Here is a 15,217-nt window from a genome sequence, read left to right as displayed (position 1 = left end):
GGACAGCACCATGAGGCAGTCCTGGCCCCTGACCCTGCGCGGCGCCGCGGCGGGCGTGCTCGCGCTGGCCTTCTTCATCGCGGCCGCCCAGCTGGGGTCGGTGCAGCTGCTCGGGTTCGGCATCTTCCTGCTGGCGCTGGTGGCGGTCAGCCTACTCACCCTGCACATCACCCGACGGGATGTCACGGTCGCCCGCTTCTCGTCGCCGGCCGCCGTGCCGGTCGGCGGGACCGCCCACATCACCGTCCATGTCAGCGTGCGCACGGCATTGCCGACCACCCCGGGCACGTGGGAGGACCTCGTCCCGACGGGCCTGCAGGGCCGGTCGGACGGCCGGTTCCCGGCGCTCGGCTCGGGCCTGCGCGGCGGGGAGCGCGCGGTGGACCTCGTCTACGACGTGCAGGCCGTCCAGCGCGGCGTGCACTGGCTCGGCCCGCTCGAGCTGACCATCCGCGACCCGTTCGGCATCGCCCGCCGGGCGGCCGAGATCGGCGACACGACGCGGCTCATGGTCACGCCGGAGTGCATCGACCTGCCGCCCCTGACCGCGTTCGCCGGCGCCACCGGGGGGATGCTGCACGCCACCACGACCCGGCTGGGCCAGGGCACCGACAACCTCGTCGCGCGCCCGTACGAACCCGGCGACTCGATGCGGCGCATCCACTGGCGCGCCACCGCGCACCGCGACTCGCTCATGGTGCGCCAGGAGGAGCAGGAGTCCACCCCCGAGGCGACCGTCGTGCTGGACCGCGCGATCGGCCGGTGGGCGGATGCCGCGACCGCCACCGGCGAGGACGGTCCGTTCGAGGCGGCCGTGACCGCGTGCGTGTCGGCGGTGAACGCGCTGGCCCGCGATGGCTACGCAGTCCAGGTCGTGGACGCGGAGGGCACGCCGCTGTCCGAGATCGTGCCCGGCGGAGACCACACCGCCGTGGCCGTCCTGATCGGCCGATTCGCCACCGTGACCGCGCACGGCGATGCCGATCTGATCGGCCTGGCCCGCCTGTGGTCGGGCGCCGCGACCGGGCCCCTCGTCGTGGTGTGCGGCCGGCTCACCCCCGCGGATGCCGACGGCCTGGCCGCCCTGCCGGCGCACAGCGCGCACCCGGTGCTGCTGTCGGCGGCCCCCGTCGAGGACGCCCTGGAACGGGCCGTCGCGACCGGCTGGTACGCGGCATCCATCGCCCCCGGGGTCGACCTGCGCGACGCGTGGACGCGCGTCTCGCATGCCGACCTCGTGTCCGCGGAGTTCACCCATGGCCGCGACTGAGCGCACGCCGCGCCGACGCACCGGCGCGCAGCTCTCGCTGACGATCGGCTCGTGGGTCGCGGTGCTGGCGGCCATGGTGCCGCTGCTGAACGTGATCACCCCCGGCGCCTGGATCGCCGGCGTCCTCGGCGTGACCGCGGCGGTGTTCGCCGCCGGGTTCATCGCGCGCTGGTATCGCCTGCCCGCCGCGATCGTCGCCCTGATCGAGATCGCTGTGTGGATCGCCCTGGTCACCGCCGTCTTCCTGCGCGAGGCGGCCATCGTGTTCGTCATCCCGACGCTGCACGCCTTCCGCCTCGTGCCCGACCTCGTGGGCACCGCGATGTACGAGATCCAGGTGGGCATCGCGCCGATGGCGCCGAGCGAGGCGCTGACCTTCTGCCTGGTCGCCGCCGCCGGGGCGGTGGCGATCGTCATCGACCACACCGCCATCACGGCACGGATGCCGCTGGCCGCCGCGATCGCGCTGGTGGCCGTCTCGCTCATCCCGTCGCTGGCCGTGCCGGCGCCGTTCGACGTGATCGGCTTCGTGCTGCTGGCCGCCGCGATCCTGTTCCTGCTGCGGGCCGAGACGCGCACCCGCTACCGGCCGCCGCAGGCCGTGCCGTCCGCGCCGAGCAGCACCTCGGCCATCGCGCTGGCGATCGGGCTGGTCGCCGTCCTGGTGGCGGTGGCCGCCACTCCCCTGCTGCCGGAGCCGACGGCGCGGGCGGGTTTCGGTCCGGTCGGCACCACCATCAACGCGAGCCTGGACCTCGGCAAGGACCTGCGCCGGCCCGACCCGGTGACCGTCCTCAGTCTGCGCACGAGCGCGACATCCGCCCCCTATCTGCGGGTCGCGACCCTGTCACGGATGGAGGGCGCCGTCTGGAAGCCGGATGTCTCGTCCTCCGACCCGCTGAACGCGGACGCCACGTTCGACGACGTCTCGGTCGACGACGACATCACCGTGACCGAGCAGACCACACGCATCCACATCGACCGGCTGACGGCGCGGTACCTGCCGGTCCCGTTCCCGGCGGTGCAGGTCAAGGGCACCCCGAAGGGGTGGGAGGCGATGACGGCCAACCGCACGATCGTCGCCAACGGGGCCACCACCTCATCCGGTCAGGAATACGAGGTCGTCACCGAGGAGCCCCAGCCGACGCTGGAGCAGATCCGCGCAGCGGCGGCCGGCGGCACGGATGCCGACTACTCGGTGCTGCCGGGGCAGATGCCGTCGATCATCACCGACGCGGCCCTGTCCGTCACCGCCGACGCGACCGACGACTATGACAGGCTCATCGCCCTGCAGAACTGGTTCCGCGGCTCCGAGTTCGAGTACTCGCTGACCGCTCCGGCACAGTCGGGGTTCGACAGCTCCGGGGTCTCGAGCATCGCCGACTTCCTGCGGGAGAAGAGCGGCTACTGCATCCACTTCGCCTCGGCGTTCGCCATCATGGCCCGGGTGCTGGGGATGCCGTCGCGGATCGTCGTCGGATACCTTCCGGGCACCGCCGACACCGCCAGCCTCACCCAGGGCAAGCCGATGGAGTACTACGTGTCCAGCGCGCAGCTGCACGCATGGCCCGAGGTGCACTTCTCCGGCATCGGATGGATCCCGTTCGAGCCGACCAAGAGCCTGGGCTCGCCCACCTCGTTCCTGCCGGCGGCGGCCGGCGGGGGCAGCGCGCACGAGCCGGCGGCGCCGTCCAAGACCGCGTCCCCGTCGACGAGTGCGTCCGATCGCCCCGATCCGAACGGGCTGCGCGCCGACGACGCCAACACCGGCTCGACCACGGCGACCGGAGCGGATCTGCTGCCCTGGGGCCTCGGCGCCGCCGGCCTCGTCGTGCTGCTGCTGATCCCGTCGCTGCTGGGGGCGCTGCGCCGCCGCCGACAGCAGGCCGCCGCGCGCGGCGGCGATGCGCTGGCGGCGTGGGCCTCGATCCGCGACGTCGCCATCGACCTCGGCATCCCCGTGCCGGCCACCGAGTCGCCGCGCGCGTTCGGCACACGGCTCGTGCGGGACGAAGGCGCACCGGATGCCGAGACCGCCGCCCTCGTGGGAGCGGTCGAGACGGCGGCCTATGCCCCGCCCCGCGCAGGCACCGGGGAGGACGGCCGCGCGCTCGCGGATCGCGCGGCTGCCGTCCGCACCGCCCTGTATCTCGCCGTTCCGACGGGTCGGCGTGTACGCGCCCTGCTGTTCCCGCGCTCGCTGGTCGTGCGCCCGGGGAGCGTCTACGCCGGGGCGGGAGCATCCACCCCGACCCGGTAGGATGGTCTGCGGCCCTCCGGGGCCACCCGGAGGATTCGCCTAGTGGCCTATGGCGCACGCTTGGAAAGCGTGTTGGGTGCAAGCCCTCGGGGGTTCGAATCCCCCATCCTCCGCCACCCGCGATCCCAGTGTCTTCAAGGGATCGCGACTCGATTCAGGTCCCGTGGCACAGTTGAGCGGGACCTGATTTCGGCACGCCCGGCGCCCTCCGGTTGCCGGCGCGTGGCGGTCGCACGTGGGCTCCGCACCCCGGCTTGCGCGAGGCCAATCGCCGCCTGACCGGCGAGGCGTGCGCTCAGTCGTCGTCGTCCTCGTTGAGCGCGTCGAACGGCGATTCGACGTCGCCACGCCAGGCCTCGATGCCCTCACGGATGGCGAGGCCGGCGACGACCAACGCCGCGACGGAATCGGCCCACATCCACCCGAGCAGGCTGTTGAGGAGCAGCCCGACGAGCACGGTGCCGGAGAGGTAGATGCAGAGCAGGAGCTGCTTGGCGTCGGCCTGGACGCTCTTAGAGTCGAGTTCGCGCCCCGTGCGGAACTCGAACCAGGCGAGAACGGGCATCACGATCAAACTGAGGGCTGCGATGCCGATACCGAGCGGGCTGTGATCGACGTCCGCAAGCCCGATCAGGGTGAGGATGGCGTCGACGATGACATAGGCGGCGAGGGCGAAGAACGCGATGCCGATGGCACGGACGGTGGGCTTCTCCCACCGTTCCGGGTTCTTGCGGGTGAACTGCCAGGCAACCGCGGCGGCAGAGAGGACCTCGACCACCGAGTCCAGCCCGAACCCGATGAGCGCCGCGGAAGAGGCCCTCGAACCCGCCCAGATCGCGACGATCGCCTCGATGACGTTGTAGCTGATCGTGAATGCGACGATGAACCGAACCCGACGATGCAGCACCTGGCGGCGCTGCATGGAGACGGGCGCGCTCATCGGTCGTCTTCCGAGCAGCAACCGTCGACGCTGCAGGCGGGGTCTATGCACGGCGCGTTCTCGTCGACGGCGAGGGTGACCTCGATCAGGCTCCGCAGCGCCTGCGAAAGATGGGCGTCGGCGATCTCGTAGCGCGTCTGGCGCCCCTCGGGCTCGGCAACCACGATGCCGCAGTCGCGGAGGCAGGTGAGATGGTTCGACACGTTCGCCCGAGTGAGCTCCAGCTCGTGCGACATGACCGTCGGATAGTTCGGACCATCCAACAGCATCATCAGAATCCGGGAACGCGTGGGATCCGCCATGGCACGGCCCAGCCGATTCATCACATCGAGACGGTTCGCAAGAGTCAGCACGCGGCAATAGTACAGCCCTCACTGTACTGTCGTTGACCGCTCGGTGCCGGGCTACCGCTGTTCGCGGCAACCGCCGCTGCATTGACACCTCGGCAGACCTATGGGTTTGTGAACATTCTGGGCGACGGCGATCGGCCAGCCCTGGGCACAGCAACATCCTTCCGGGCTCCCATGGGGCAAGCGAAGTCCGGTGTCACCTACTCGTGCAGCAGTCCCAGCGCAGACCTTCGCGGCTGACCGCCAAGCCAGGGACGCCGAGAAGACAGGTGCGCTGAGCTTCGAGGTCGGCGATGACCTCGTATCTCAGAGGCCGACGCTCAGGTGAGGTGGTCGAACTCGCCGGTCACCCAGCCGATGTGCCGGTCCGCCGAGCGTCGCACGATGCGCCGGGCGTCCGAGGGGATGACGTTGTCGAAGTTCCCGTAGAGCCGGTCGAAGGCGAAGCGCTCCACGTGCGAGGCGATCCGCTCGACGACCCGGGCGGACAGCGGGATGCGGTTCGGGTAGCTGCGCATGAAGCTGACCGATGTGCGGTCGGGGTTCGCGAAGATCGTGTCGCTGGTCAGAAGCACGCCCTTGCCCTCGGCACCGGCGGCCCAGTGCACGACGGCACTTCCCGGGAAGTGCCCGCCGGGCTGAGTGAGGGTCACTCCGGGAAGGATCTCGACGTCACCCGACCACGTCTGGATGATCGGGTCGGGCCGCGCCACCCACTGCCGGTCCTGCTCGGCGACGAGCACCGGCGCGCCCAGCGCCCGCCCCCACTCGACCTGCACGCCGTACATGTGCGGGTGGCTCGCGACGATCGCCACCACGTCTCCCACCGACGTCACCGCATCCACGCCCGCCTGGTCGATGTAGCCGATCGGATCGAAGAGCAGGCACCCGGCATCCGTGCGCAGCAGCTTGGACTGCTGGCCGATGCCGACGCCGGGGGTGCTGTTCACCGCCCACAGACCGGGTTCTCGTTCCACCACCTCGATGCGACGGCCGGCCTCCCGCAGGTCGTCGAGGGTCGTCCAGAGCTGTCCCTCGGCCGGCACCCACTGCCGGTCGTCGGCGCAGATGGCGCACACCTCGGCACGCTCCGCATGCTCGACGGCGCACGTGGCGCAGATCCAGAATGACACGAGGGACCTCCTCCCGAGGATGTCTGACGAGCACCAGTCAATCACCGGCGACATTCCGGTGGTGACGGCCGTCCCGCCCGTGAACAACCGCGTGCTCGAGTCTGCGCCCCATACCCCGCCGCATCACCGGACGCGGAGCTGAGCCAGGCTTCCCAGGATGAGCCCCAGAGTGAAGTCGAACCGCTCGTGCACGGTTCCCGACGTGAGTTCGGTCGCGTAGGCGCGGGTGTTCGGGAAGCGGTCCTCGGGCAGGGCGGTGAATCGAGCGATCACGTCGGCACGGTCATCCGCGCCGCCGCGACGCACCCCGGCATCCGCAGCCGTCCCGTGCTCGGCGACAGCGATGTCCATCGTGTAGGCGCCGACGTAGAGGAAGAGCGCGTCGATGGTCCACGCGGCGGTCTGCGCAGGGATGCCGGCGGCGATAAGAATCGCGAGCATGCCCTCGTTCACGCGCAGCACGTCGAGGTCCGTGGCGTCCATCGCCAGCGCTGCGCGCGAGATGCCGGGATACGCCAGGTACTGGTCGCGCAGCTGTGTGCAGACATCCACGATCTGCTCGCGCCACCGCGCTCCGACGGGATCCGGCAGTTCGATTCGGCTGCACAGCCGGCCGATGACGAGTTCGTCGAGATCGGCCTTGTTGACCACGTGCGCATACAGCGACGCCGGCCCGGTCTCGAGCCGTGCGGCGACGCTGCGCATAGTCAGCGCGTCGTACCCCTCCGCCGCGACGATCTCGAGGGCCGCGCTCGTGATCCGGTCGACGGTGATCGGGGCCCTGCCCGTGGCCGGGGCGGGTTCGGCCACCGCGCGCCGGGCAGCCCGGCGCTGCTGAGGAGAAGCCATGCGCCCAGCCTACCTTGACACGAACGCCGTTCGTGGGGTAGAACAGTGTTCGTGATTAACGAACAGCGTTCGCCCCAGACTCTGCGAGGCGCAGCTCCGGCCCTGATCGGCCTGTCTGCCGTCTTCCTCTTCGAGATGCTCGACAACTCGATCCTCAACGTCGCCCTGCCCACCATCGGCCGAGAGCTGCACGCCTCGACGACGGCGCTGCAATGGGTGACCGGCAGCTATGCGGTCGTGTTCGGCGGCCTGATGCTCCTGTTCGGCGCGATGGCCGACCGATTCGGTCGACGACGGATGATGATCGTCGGTCTCGTGCTCCTCGCCGTGGCGAGCCTGGCCACGGCCTTCGTCACGACCGCCGAGCAGCTGATCGTCGTCCGAGCCGCGATGGGAATCGCTGCCGCGATGACCACGCCCGGCTCGATGGCGCTGGCGTTCCGGCTGTTCGATGACGAACCGCAGCGGGTCCGCGCGATCACGCTCATCTCCACCGTCGGCCTCGTCGGCCTCGCCATCGGACCGACTCTGGGCGGCCTCGTGCTGGCCGTCGCCCCCTGGCAGGTGCTGCTGCTGGTCAATGTGCCGATCGCCCTGCTCGCGATCCTCGGCATCCGGACCGGCATCGCCGCGGATGATCCGGACGCACTTCACCGGGACCCGATCGACATCCCGGGGGCGATCCTGGCCACCGTGACCATCATCCTCGCCCTCGTCGCGCCGACCTCGTTCATCGATGAGGGCCCCGGTTCGTGGCTCCCCTGGGCGCTCGTGGGTTCGGCGGCGGTCGCGGCGGCACTCTTCGTCCTCCGGGAGCGCTCCGCGCGGCATCCGCTTCTGGATCTGGGCCTGCTCGCCCGCCCGCTCGTCTCCAGCGGGCTCGCGTTCAAGGCTGCAGCCGGGCTCGCGACCGCCGGCCTGAGCTACCTGGTGACACTCCAGCTCCAGCTCGCGTGGGGATGGCCGCCCGCCATGGCCGCCCTCGGCATGCTGCCGCAGGTCGTGGTGCTGCTGGCGCTCAGCCCGTTCGTGGACCCCTTCGTGAAGCGTGTCGGCATCCGCCGCGCCGCGTGGATGAGCGCCGCCGCGGTCGTGGCCGGGCTCGCCGTCTACGCGCTGTTCAACGCCTTCGGGTACGTGTTCATCGCGATCGCACTCGCCCTCGTCGCCGCCGGGCTCCGCGTGGTCGGCGTGGTCGCGGCGGTCAACGTGCTCAACGGGCTGCCCGCGGATCGCACCACCATCGGCGCCGCACTGACCGACACCACCACCGAGGTGGCCAACGGTGTGGGCATCGCCGTCGCGGGGACGATTCTGGCCGCCCTGTTCGCCGGGACCATCACCGCCGCGAACTGGACCGCCGAGCAGACGGCGCAGTTCCAGTCCGCCGCCACCGTCGGCGGGCTCGCCCTCACCGCTGCGGCCGCGGCGCTCGTGGTCTTCGGGTTCGTGCGGTCGGGTCGCGCGGCTCCCGTCACTCCCCGTTGATCCGCGCCAGCTGGGTCCGCCAGTCCGCCGGGACGCGGTCCGCCGGCCCCGGCGAGGCCTGCTCGTCCGGTCGGCTCACCGGCGGCGCGAGCTCGGGCCCCTCGAATCCGCGCTCGGCGACGTAGTCCCAGAACCAGGTCTCCCCCGGCTCGAAGCTGCGGATGTACCGGTGTCCGGTCTCGCGGAAGTGCGCGGTGGCGTGCCGGGCCGGCGACGAGTCGCAGCATCCGATGTGCCCACAGGTCGCGCAGCGCCGCAGGTGCACCCACCAGCCGCCGGCATCGTCGCACTCGACGCAGCCGGTGCCCGAAGGCGGCACGTTCGTGTCGATCTCTGATTCCGTCATCGAAACCTCGCGGTGGAGTGATCTCTGTCTGCACTCTAGGCCGCCCTGAGCCGGCTTTCCAGGCCCGGGCACCTGCGCCCGGGACCCGGCGGAGGGTTACGCTTCCAAGATCCCCCCTCAACCCCAAGGAGATTCCATGGGCGAACACGTGACCGAACCGAAGATCGCGCCGACTCTGACGGATGCGCAGTGGGAGCAGTTGTGCGCCGGCACCGAGGCCTACGACATCGCCGACGGTGCGCACGTCTTCCGCACGGGGGATGCCGACTATCCGATGATCCTCATCGAATCCGGCGAGATCGAGATCGTGCGCGATGCCCTGTGGTGGATGGGTGAGGAGCTCATCGCAGTGATGGGTTCGCGGTCGTTCGCCGGCGAGTTGGGGCTGCTCAACGGACAGCGCGCGTTCCTATCGGCCCGTGCGAGAGGTCCGGCACGCGTGCGGGCGCTGTCGCAGACCGAGCTGCGGCGCAAGATCGCCGAAGACGACGAGCTCGGCGATCTGCTGCTGCACGCCCTGTGGGAGCGGCGCGAGTCGCTGCGCAAGGGCCCGGCGGCCCTCACGCTCAAGTTCGTCGGCCAGGGCACCTCACGCGAGTTCCTCGCGCTCCGCCGGTTCGCGGAGCGCTTCGATCTCGTCCACTCCGCCGTCGCGCTGACCCCCGACTCCCCCGTCCCAGGCGGCCACGCCTATGCCGAGGAGGACCTGCCGATCGCGTTCATCCAGGGCGAGGCGATCCCGCGCGCGACGCCGGGCTCGGTCGCCGCGAGCCTCGGCCTCAGCTACGAGCCGGGCACCGAGTCGGTCGTCGACCTCGTGGTGGTCGGCGGCGGCCCGGCAGGCCTCGCCGCCGCGATCTACGGCGCTTCCGAGGGACTCAGCGTCGTGCTGCTGGAGGCCGTGGCCCCCGGCGGCCAGGCGGCGTCCACCTCGCGCATCGAGAACTTCCTCGGCTTCCCGTTCGGCGTGAGCGGTGGCGCTCTCATCGGCCAGGCGACCCTCCAGGCCATCAAGTTCGGGGTGCGCGTGTGCGCGCCCTGCGAAGCGGTGGGACTGCAGCCGGTCGACGACGGACTGGATGTCGCCCTCGCCGACGGACGCGTCATCCGGGCGCGTTCGGTGATCGTGACCTCGGGGGCCGCCTATCGGACGCTGCACCTCGACCGCTGGGAGGACTTCGAGCGCTCCGGCATCTACTACGCGGCCACGCCGCTCGAGCTCAAGCAGGTCCACGGCTCGCCCGTGGTGGTCGTGGGCGGCGCGAACTCGGCAGGTCAGGCGGCCCTGTATCTCGCCTCCCACGGATGCCCCGTGCACCTGGTCGTCCGCGGCGCCGAGCTCGGCTCGCGCATGTCGTCGTACCTCGTCGACCGCATCACGGACGACCGCCGCATTCGGCTGCACACCGGGTCGAACGTCGTGCGACTGGACGGCAACGGCTCGCTGCAGACCGTGGGCATCGACTCCGCGGGGGATGTCGAGGCCAAGGGGCTCTTCTGCTTCATCGGCGCCGACCCGGCGGCCGGCTGGCTCCCGATCGACCGGGACGAGACCGGCTTCATCCGCACCGGCACCGACGTCACCACGCAGACGCTGGACCACTGGCAGTCGATGGGCCGCGAGCCGCTGCCGTTCGAGACGTCGATCCCGCGCGTCTTCGCCGCCGGCGACGTGCGCCGCGGCTCGATGAAGCGCGTCGCCGCCGCCGTGGGTGAGGGATCGAGCGCGGTGGCGTCCGTGCACCGCGCTCTGGCGTTCTGACCGCCGCGACCGATCGGGCAGGCCGGGCTACGACGACGCCGGCAGGATGAGCCCGTCCAGCAGCACCTGCGTCATCCGCCGCGACGCACCGTCGCCGGCGTCGCCGGGCTGGGTGTCGGCGAGCCGGCTCAGGGCGTGGATGAGGTCTTCGGCGCGGATGTCGTCCCGAATGGTCCCGTTCGCGGCGCCGGCATCCAGGATCCTCTGGACGCGTGGTGCGAGCGAGCCGAGGAACTGCGCGGGCAGCGGACGGTACGCCGGATCGCCGGAGTGGAGGGCGGCGGCGAACCCGCGCTTGGTCGCGACGAACCGCGCCAGACTCTCGGACCAGCGGCGCAGGGCGTCGGCGGGCGGGTACGCGGCGGCGAGGCGATCGGCCTCGGCGGCCGTGGCATCCAACTCCCGACGGAACACCGCGATGATCAGGTCCGAGCGCTGCGGATAGCTGCGGTAGACCGTACCGACCCCGACGCCCGCGCGAGCCGCGATGTCGCGCATGGGTGCGTCGACGCCGGACTCGGCGAATGCCGCCTTGGCCGCCTCGAGCACGGCCTCGGCGTTGCGGACGGCATCCGCCCGTGTGCGGCGCGGAGTCACTGCGGGCGACTCCGGTGCGCTCATTCGACGATCTCCCCGCGTGACAAACGGAACAATGTTCCGTATAGTTGCGGACGACTGTTCCGCTTACGACGAGCATACCCGCTCGACCCCGAGAACCGTCGACTCTGGAGGAACCCATGCACTACCGTCCGCTCGGCCGCACCGGCATCCGCGTCTCGCCCTTCGCGCTCGGCGCGATGATGTTCAGCCGACTCGGCAACGGCGATCAGAACGAGGTGGACGCGATGGTGGCCCGCGCCCTCGACGCCGGCATCAACTTCGTCGACACCGCCGACGCCTACGGCGATTCCGAGGAGATGCTCGGTCGCGCCCTGAAGGGGCGCCGCGACGACGTCGTCCTCGCCTCGAAGTTCGCCCGCCCCATCGGCGACGACCCGAACCACCTCGGCGGATCGCGTCGCTGGATCATGACGGCGGTCGAGAACTCGCTCCGGCGGCTGCAGACCGACCACCTCGACCTGTACCAGATGCACCGGCCCGACCCGCAGACCGACATCGAAGAGACGCTCTCCGCGCTCACCGATCTCGTGCGCAGCGGCAAGGTGCGGGCGATCGGGACCTCCGACATGCCCGCATCGGACATCGTCGAGGCGCAATGGGTCGCCGAGCGCCGCGGTCTCGAGCCGTTCCGCACCGAGCAGCCGCACTACTCGCTGCTGGACCGCACGATCGAGCGGGAGGTGCTGCCGGTCGCCCAGCGCTACGGCATGGGCACGGTGATCTGGAGTCCCCTTGCCAGCGGCATGCTCACCGGGCGTGTCCGGCGCGGGCAGGAGACGGACCTGCGACGCACGCGACTGTTCGCGGCGCTGCGCGACGAACGGCGGATCGACGCGGTCGAGGAGTTCATCCCGCTGGCCGCAGAAGCCGGGATGCCGCTGACGCACATGGCGCTCGCCTTCGTGATCGCGCACCCCGGCGTCAGCGCCGCCCTCATCGGCCCGCGCACGATGGAACAGCTCGACGATCTGCTGGCCGCCGCCGACGTGGAGCTCTCGGACGAGCTGATGGACCGGATCGACGCGATCGTCGCGCCGGGGACGGGGGTGGGTCGGATGGATCAGGAGTACAACACGCCGCCGATCGAGGAGGCGTCCCTGCGCCGCCGTCCCGCGCACGAGCGTTCCGCGGCGTAGCGGGCCCGGACCGGTGCCGGGCCGCGGTCAGTCGCGGACCGCGTCGGCGATGGGGACGTCGCCCGAGTTGAACGCGATGGTGCGGCCGATGGTGGCATCGTCGGCCAGGACCGCGTCGATCACCGCCGCGACATCCCCGCGGGACACGGAGTCGGATGTCTCGGCCCGCGCGTCGATGCGGCCGGTCGGCTCATCGAGGGTCAGCGAGCTGGGCGCGACGATCGTCCAGTCCAGCGTGGTGTGCTGCAGATGCGCATCCGCCGCGGCCTTGGCCTCGGCATAGGCGAAGAACGAGCTGTCCGGCGGCACGCCGTGGTCGGTGCGTGCGCCGAAATACGACACCATGACGTAGCGCCGCACGTCGGCGGCGACCGCCGCATCCATCGACCGGATCGCCGCGTCCTGGTCGACGGCCCGGGTGCGGGCCGGGTCGCCGCCGCCGGCACCGGCCGACCAGACGACCGCGTCGTTGCCCGCGATGAGGTTCTCGAGCTGGTCGGCGTCGAACTGCTCGACGTCCGCCACGACCGGCTGCGCGCCGGTGGCTTCCACCTCGGCACCGTGCTCGGGGTTGCGGATCACCGCGGTGACAGTGTCGCCGCGCGCGACCAGCAGCGGTTCGAGCCGCAGTGCGATCTTGCCGTGCCCGCCGATGATGAGGATTCTTCTGGCCATGAGGAGCTCCTTCCGTCTGTGTTCGAGGCTACGCGGCCGCGGCGACATGCGGTGTGGGCGGCCGCATCCGGGGCGGACTATCCCTGCGCGTCGGCCTTGCGACCGCCGGCCTCGAGCACGTCGCCGGTCGGCAGCTCCTTGTGTCCGCCGAACTGCAGCCGCATCGCCGACAGCAGCTGGTTGGCGTACTGGTCCTCGTCGCGCGACGCGAACCGCTCGAACAGCGCCGAGGCCAGCACGGGGGCCGGGACGCCGACGTCCACCGCAGCCTTCACAGTCCACCGGCCCTCGCCGGAGTCCGAGACGCGGCCGGCCAGGCCGTGCAGGTCGTGGTTCTCCTCCAGCGCGGCCGCGGTCAGGTCCAGCAGCCAGGACGAGATCACCGAGCCGCGCCGCCAGAGCTCGGCGACCTTCGGGGTGTCGATCGTGAACTTGTAGAACTCGGGCTCCTCCATCGGCGCGATCTCGGCCGAGTGCTCGGCCTCGCGAGTGCCGGCATCCGCGTTCTGCAGGATGTTCAGCCCCTCGGCGAGCGCCGCCATGATCCCGTATTCAATGCCGTTGTGCACCATCTTCACGAAGTGGCCCGCCCCACTCGGTCCGCAGTGCAGATAGCCCTGCTCTTCGGCGGCCGGGTCGCCGCTGCGGCCCGGCGTGCGTGCGATCTCGCCGAGGCCGGGGGCGATCGTGCGGAAGATCGGCTCGAGACGCCGGACCGCGGCATCCGGCCCGCCGATCATCAGGCAGTAGCCCCGCTCCAGGCCGAACACCCCGCCGCTGGTGCCGGCGTCGATGTAGTCGATGCCGCTCTCGCTCAGCTTCGCGGCGCGGCGCACGTCGTCGCGGTAGTTGGAGTTGCCGCCGTCGATGATCACGTCGCCGGGTTCGAAGACCGCGGCGAGCTCGTCCACCACCCGCCCGGTGATCGAGGCCGGCACCATGACCCAGGTGGCGCGCGGCGTCTGCAGCTTCGCGGCGAGCTCCTCGAGGCTGGCGGCTCCGGTCGCACCCTCGGCGACGAGGCTTGCCACAGCATCCGCGTTGGTGTCGAAGACGACGCACTCGTGCCCGTCGAGCATCAGCCGGCGCACGATGTTCGCGCCCATCCGACCCAGTCCGATCATTCCCAGCTGCATGTCATGTCCTCCCTCTCGGGCGCGGCGCGCCACCCTTCGGCAGTCTATGACCGCGCGGTTTGGACGGCAGGGGTGCGGTGGCGGACGGCGCCACCGGAACTCACACGTCGTTCCCAGCCTTTCGGGACCAGAACCGGGCCCGCGTGCGTTGTGCATGATGACGGCGCAGCCAGCGGCGTCACCGAGGAGGAATCATGACCGACCACCGCAAGACACCAGAGGCGCTCGCAGGACTCACCGAGGCGCAGTTCCGCGTCACACAGGAGGACGGCACCGAGCCGGCATTCCGCAATGAGTACTGGGACAACCACGACCCGGGCATCTACGTCGACGTCGTGTCGGGGCAGCCGCTGTTCTCGTCCCTGGACAAGTTCGACAGCGGCACCGGATGGCCGAGCTTCACCCGGCCGATCGATCCGGAAGCCGTGACCACGAAGACCGACCGCACGCTGTGGATGTCCCGCACCGAGGTCCGCTCGAGCGGAGCCGACAGTCATCTGGGCCATCTCTTCGACGATGGCCCTCGGGATGCCGGGGGCCTGAGATACTGCATGAACTCGGCGTCTCTGCGGTTCGTTCCCGCGGCCGAGCTCGACCAGAACGGCTATGGCGAGTTCCGTGAGCTGTTCGGCGACCAGGACGAGGACACGAAGGAGACCGCATCATGATCGATGACGGACACGTCACCCAGACCCCGGGCCGCGAGACCGCGGTCCTCGCGGGCGGGTGCTTCTGGGGCATGGAGGATCTCATCCGCCGCCAGCCCGGCGTGGTGCACACCCGGGTCGGGTACACCGGCGGGCAGAACGACCACCCGACGTACGGCCATCACCCCGGCCACGCCGAGGCGGTGGAGATCGTCTTCGACCCGGAGGTGACGACGTACCGCGACATCCTCGCGTTCTTCTTCCAGATCCACGATCCGAGCACGAAGGACCGGCAGGGCAACGACGTCGGCACGAGCTATCGTTCGGCGATCTTCCCGCTCAGTCCCGAGCAGGAGCGCGTCGCGCGGGACACGATCGCGGACGTGGATGCCTCGGGTCTGTGGCCCGGCAAAGCGGTCACCACGATCGAGCCTGCCGGCCCGTTCTGGGAGGCCGAGCCGGAGCACCAGGACTATCTGATCCGCTACCCCAACGGCTACACCTGCCACTTCCCGCGGGCGGGCTGGGTGCTGCCGAAGCGGGAGGAGACGGCCTCGGCCTGACCGGCAGCGCAGGAGGCGACGCGGGTCGCGGCGATGTCATC

15 protein-coding genes and 1 tRNA gene are annotated in these 15,217 nt (G+C 70.8%); 8 read left to right on the top strand and 8 right to left on the bottom strand.

All coding sequences use genetic code 11. The features are described from left to right. The first annotated feature begins 10 nt into the window (after positions 1-10). The 3 genes from AC0L6F_RS15120 to AC0L6F_RS15110 all read left to right on the top strand — a co-directional run bounded on the left by AC0L6F_RS15120 (position 11) and on the right by AC0L6F_RS15110 (position 3,646). Positions 11-1,270 (top strand): DUF58 domain-containing protein, encoded by a 1,260-nt coding sequence (locus AC0L6F_RS15120; RefSeq protein ID WP_473538508.1) that lies wholly within the window; start codon positions 11-13, stop codon positions 1,268-1,270. Further along, positions 1,257-3,530: a transglutaminase TgpA family protein gene (locus AC0L6F_RS15115; protein WP_473538507.1), complete on the top strand. Its 2,274-nt coding sequence runs from the start codon at positions 1,257-1,259 to the stop codon at positions 3,528-3,530. The genes AC0L6F_RS15120 and AC0L6F_RS15115 overlap by 14 nt, the downstream gene beginning before the upstream one ends. Positions 3,531-3,558: 28 nt before the next feature. Continuing rightward, positions 3,559-3,646, top strand: a tRNA-Ser gene (locus AC0L6F_RS15110). A gap of 179 nt (positions 3,647-3,825) precedes the next feature. On the opposite strand, the gene AC0L6F_RS15105 is transcribed toward AC0L6F_RS15110, so the two are convergent. The 4 genes from AC0L6F_RS15105 to AC0L6F_RS15090 all read right to left on the bottom strand — a co-directional run bounded on the left by AC0L6F_RS15105 (position 3,826) and on the right by AC0L6F_RS15090 (position 6,802). Continuing rightward, positions 3,826-4,470, bottom strand: coding sequence for a cation efflux transmembrane domain-containing protein (locus AC0L6F_RS15105; RefSeq protein WP_473538506.1), 645 nt, complete (start codon positions 4,468-4,470; stop codon positions 3,826-3,828). Then, complete coding sequence (cmtR, locus tag AC0L6F_RS15100) at positions 4,467-4,823, bottom strand: Cd(II)/Pb(II)-sensing metalloregulatory transcriptional regulator CmtR (RefSeq protein ID WP_473538505.1); 357 nt, start codon at positions 4,821-4,823, stop codon at positions 4,467-4,469. The genes AC0L6F_RS15105 and cmtR overlap by 4 nt, the downstream gene beginning before the upstream one ends. 317 nt (positions 4,824-5,140) lie before the next feature. After that, positions 5,141-5,953 (bottom strand): MBL fold metallo-hydrolase, encoded by an 813-nt coding sequence (locus AC0L6F_RS15095; RefSeq protein WP_473538504.1) that lies wholly within the window; start codon positions 5,951-5,953, stop codon positions 5,141-5,143. 123 nt (positions 5,954-6,076) lie between these two features. Further along, positions 6,077-6,802, bottom strand: a complete 726-nt coding sequence (locus AC0L6F_RS15090) for a TetR/AcrR family transcriptional regulator (RefSeq protein WP_274637379.1) — start codon at positions 6,800-6,802, stop codon at positions 6,077-6,079. A 51-nt stretch (positions 6,803-6,853) separates the two neighbouring features. Between AC0L6F_RS15090 and AC0L6F_RS15085 the strand changes: the two genes are divergently transcribed. Then, the gene (locus tag AC0L6F_RS15085) at positions 6,854-8,290 is read left to right on the top strand and encodes an MFS transporter (RefSeq protein ID WP_473538503.1); all 1,437 of its coding nucleotides are present in this window, start codon (positions 6,854-6,856) and stop codon (positions 8,288-8,290) included. Here the strand turns inward: AC0L6F_RS15085 and AC0L6F_RS15080 are convergent. Continuing rightward, complete coding sequence (locus tag AC0L6F_RS15080) at positions 8,277-8,636, bottom strand: UBP-type zinc finger domain-containing protein (RefSeq protein ID WP_274637377.1); 360 nt, start codon at positions 8,634-8,636, stop codon at positions 8,277-8,279. The genes AC0L6F_RS15085 and AC0L6F_RS15080 overlap by 14 nt on opposite strands. 136 nt (positions 8,637-8,772) lie before the next feature. Between AC0L6F_RS15080 and AC0L6F_RS15075 the strand changes: the two genes are divergently transcribed. Then, positions 8,773-10,398 carry an FAD-dependent oxidoreductase gene (locus tag AC0L6F_RS15075; RefSeq protein WP_473538502.1) on the top strand — a complete coding sequence of 542 codons (1,626 nt, stop codon included), beginning with the start codon at positions 8,773-8,775 and terminating at the stop codon, positions 10,396-10,398. A 27-nt stretch (positions 10,399-10,425) separates the two neighbouring features. On the opposite strand, the gene AC0L6F_RS15070 is transcribed toward AC0L6F_RS15075, so the two are convergent. Beyond that, positions 10,426-11,019, bottom strand: a complete 594-nt coding sequence (locus tag AC0L6F_RS15070; protein WP_473538500.1) for a TetR/AcrR family transcriptional regulator — start codon at positions 11,017-11,019, stop codon at positions 10,426-10,428. A gap of 116 nt (positions 11,020-11,135) precedes the next feature. Between AC0L6F_RS15070 and AC0L6F_RS15065 the strand changes: the two genes are divergently transcribed. Beyond that, complete coding sequence (locus AC0L6F_RS15065; RefSeq protein WP_473538499.1) at positions 11,136-12,155, top strand: aldo/keto reductase; 1,020 nt, start codon at positions 11,136-11,138, stop codon at positions 12,153-12,155. Between the two features lie 27 nt (positions 12,156-12,182). Here the strand turns inward: AC0L6F_RS15065 and AC0L6F_RS15060 are convergent, their stop codons facing one another. Both AC0L6F_RS15060 and gnd read right to left on the bottom strand, forming a co-directional pair. Continuing rightward, entirely contained in the window at positions 12,183-12,830 is a 648-nt protein-coding gene (locus tag AC0L6F_RS15060) for an SDR family oxidoreductase (protein ID WP_473538498.1), read from the bottom strand. A 77-nt stretch (positions 12,831-12,907) separates the two neighbouring features. Then, positions 12,908-13,966: a phosphogluconate dehydrogenase (NAD(+)-dependent, decarboxylating) gene (gene gnd / locus AC0L6F_RS15055; RefSeq protein WP_274637374.1), complete on the bottom strand. Its 1,059-nt coding sequence runs from the start codon at positions 13,964-13,966 to the stop codon at positions 12,908-12,910. Positions 13,967-14,157: 191 nt separating this feature from the next. Between gnd and msrB the strand changes: the two genes are divergently transcribed. Together msrB and msrA are read left to right on the top strand one after the other, a co-directional pair. Next, the gene (msrB, locus tag AC0L6F_RS15050; RefSeq protein ID WP_259613350.1) at positions 14,158-14,634 is read left to right on the top strand and encodes a peptide-methionine (R)-S-oxide reductase MsrB; all 477 of its coding nucleotides are present in this window, start codon (positions 14,158-14,160) and stop codon (positions 14,632-14,634) included. Beyond that, positions 14,631-15,176 (top strand): peptide-methionine (S)-S-oxide reductase MsrA, encoded by a 546-nt coding sequence (gene msrA / locus AC0L6F_RS15045; protein ID WP_259611491.1) that lies wholly within the window; start codon positions 14,631-14,633, stop codon positions 15,174-15,176. Before msrB ends, msrA begins: the two co-directional genes overlap by 4 nt. Positions 15,177-15,217 lie beyond the last annotated feature (41 nt).

It is taken from the genome of Microbacterium sp. G2-16M, from assembly GCF_055809115.1.
The sequence above is the reverse complement of the archived record's forward strand: the minus strand, read 5'-3'. Positions and strand labels throughout refer to the sequence as shown.

Coding starts and splice junctions, on each gene's coding strand:
- AC0L6F_RS15120 (WP_473538508.1), top strand. CDS start 11: ATGAGGCAGTCCTGGCCCCTGACCCTGCGCGGCGCCGCGGCGGGCGTG.
- AC0L6F_RS15115 (WP_473538507.1), top strand. CDS start 1,257: ATGGCCGCGACTGAGCGCACGCCGCGCCGACGCACCGGCGCGCAGCTC.
- AC0L6F_RS15105 (WP_473538506.1), bottom strand. CDS start 4,470: ATGAGCGCGCCCGTCTCCATGCAGCGCCGCCAGGTGCTGCATCGTCGG.
- AC0L6F_RS15090 (WP_274637379.1), bottom strand. CDS start 6,802: ATGGCTTCTCCTCAGCAGCGCCGGGCTGCCCGGCGCGCGGTGGCCGAA.
- AC0L6F_RS15080 (WP_274637377.1), bottom strand. CDS start 8,636: ATGACGGAATCAGAGATCGACACGAACGTGCCGCCTTCGGGCACCGGC.
- AC0L6F_RS15075 (WP_473538502.1), top strand. CDS start 8,773: ATGGGCGAACACGTGACCGAACCGAAGATCGCGCCGACTCTGACGGAT.
- AC0L6F_RS15070 (WP_473538500.1), bottom strand. CDS start 11,019: ATGAGCGCACCGGAGTCGCCCGCAGTGACTCCGCGCCGCACACGGGCG.
- AC0L6F_RS15065 (WP_473538499.1), top strand. CDS start 11,136: ATGCACTACCGTCCGCTCGGCCGCACCGGCATCCGCGTCTCGCCCTTC.
- AC0L6F_RS15060 (WP_473538498.1), bottom strand. CDS start 12,830: ATGGCCAGAAGAATCCTCATCATCGGCGGGCACGGCAAGATCGCACTG.
- gnd (WP_274637374.1), bottom strand. CDS start 13,966: ATGCAGCTGGGAATGATCGGACTGGGTCGGATGGGCGCGAACATCGTG.
- msrA (WP_259611491.1), top strand. CDS start 14,631: ATGATCGATGACGGACACGTCACCCAGACCCCGGGCCGCGAGACCGCG.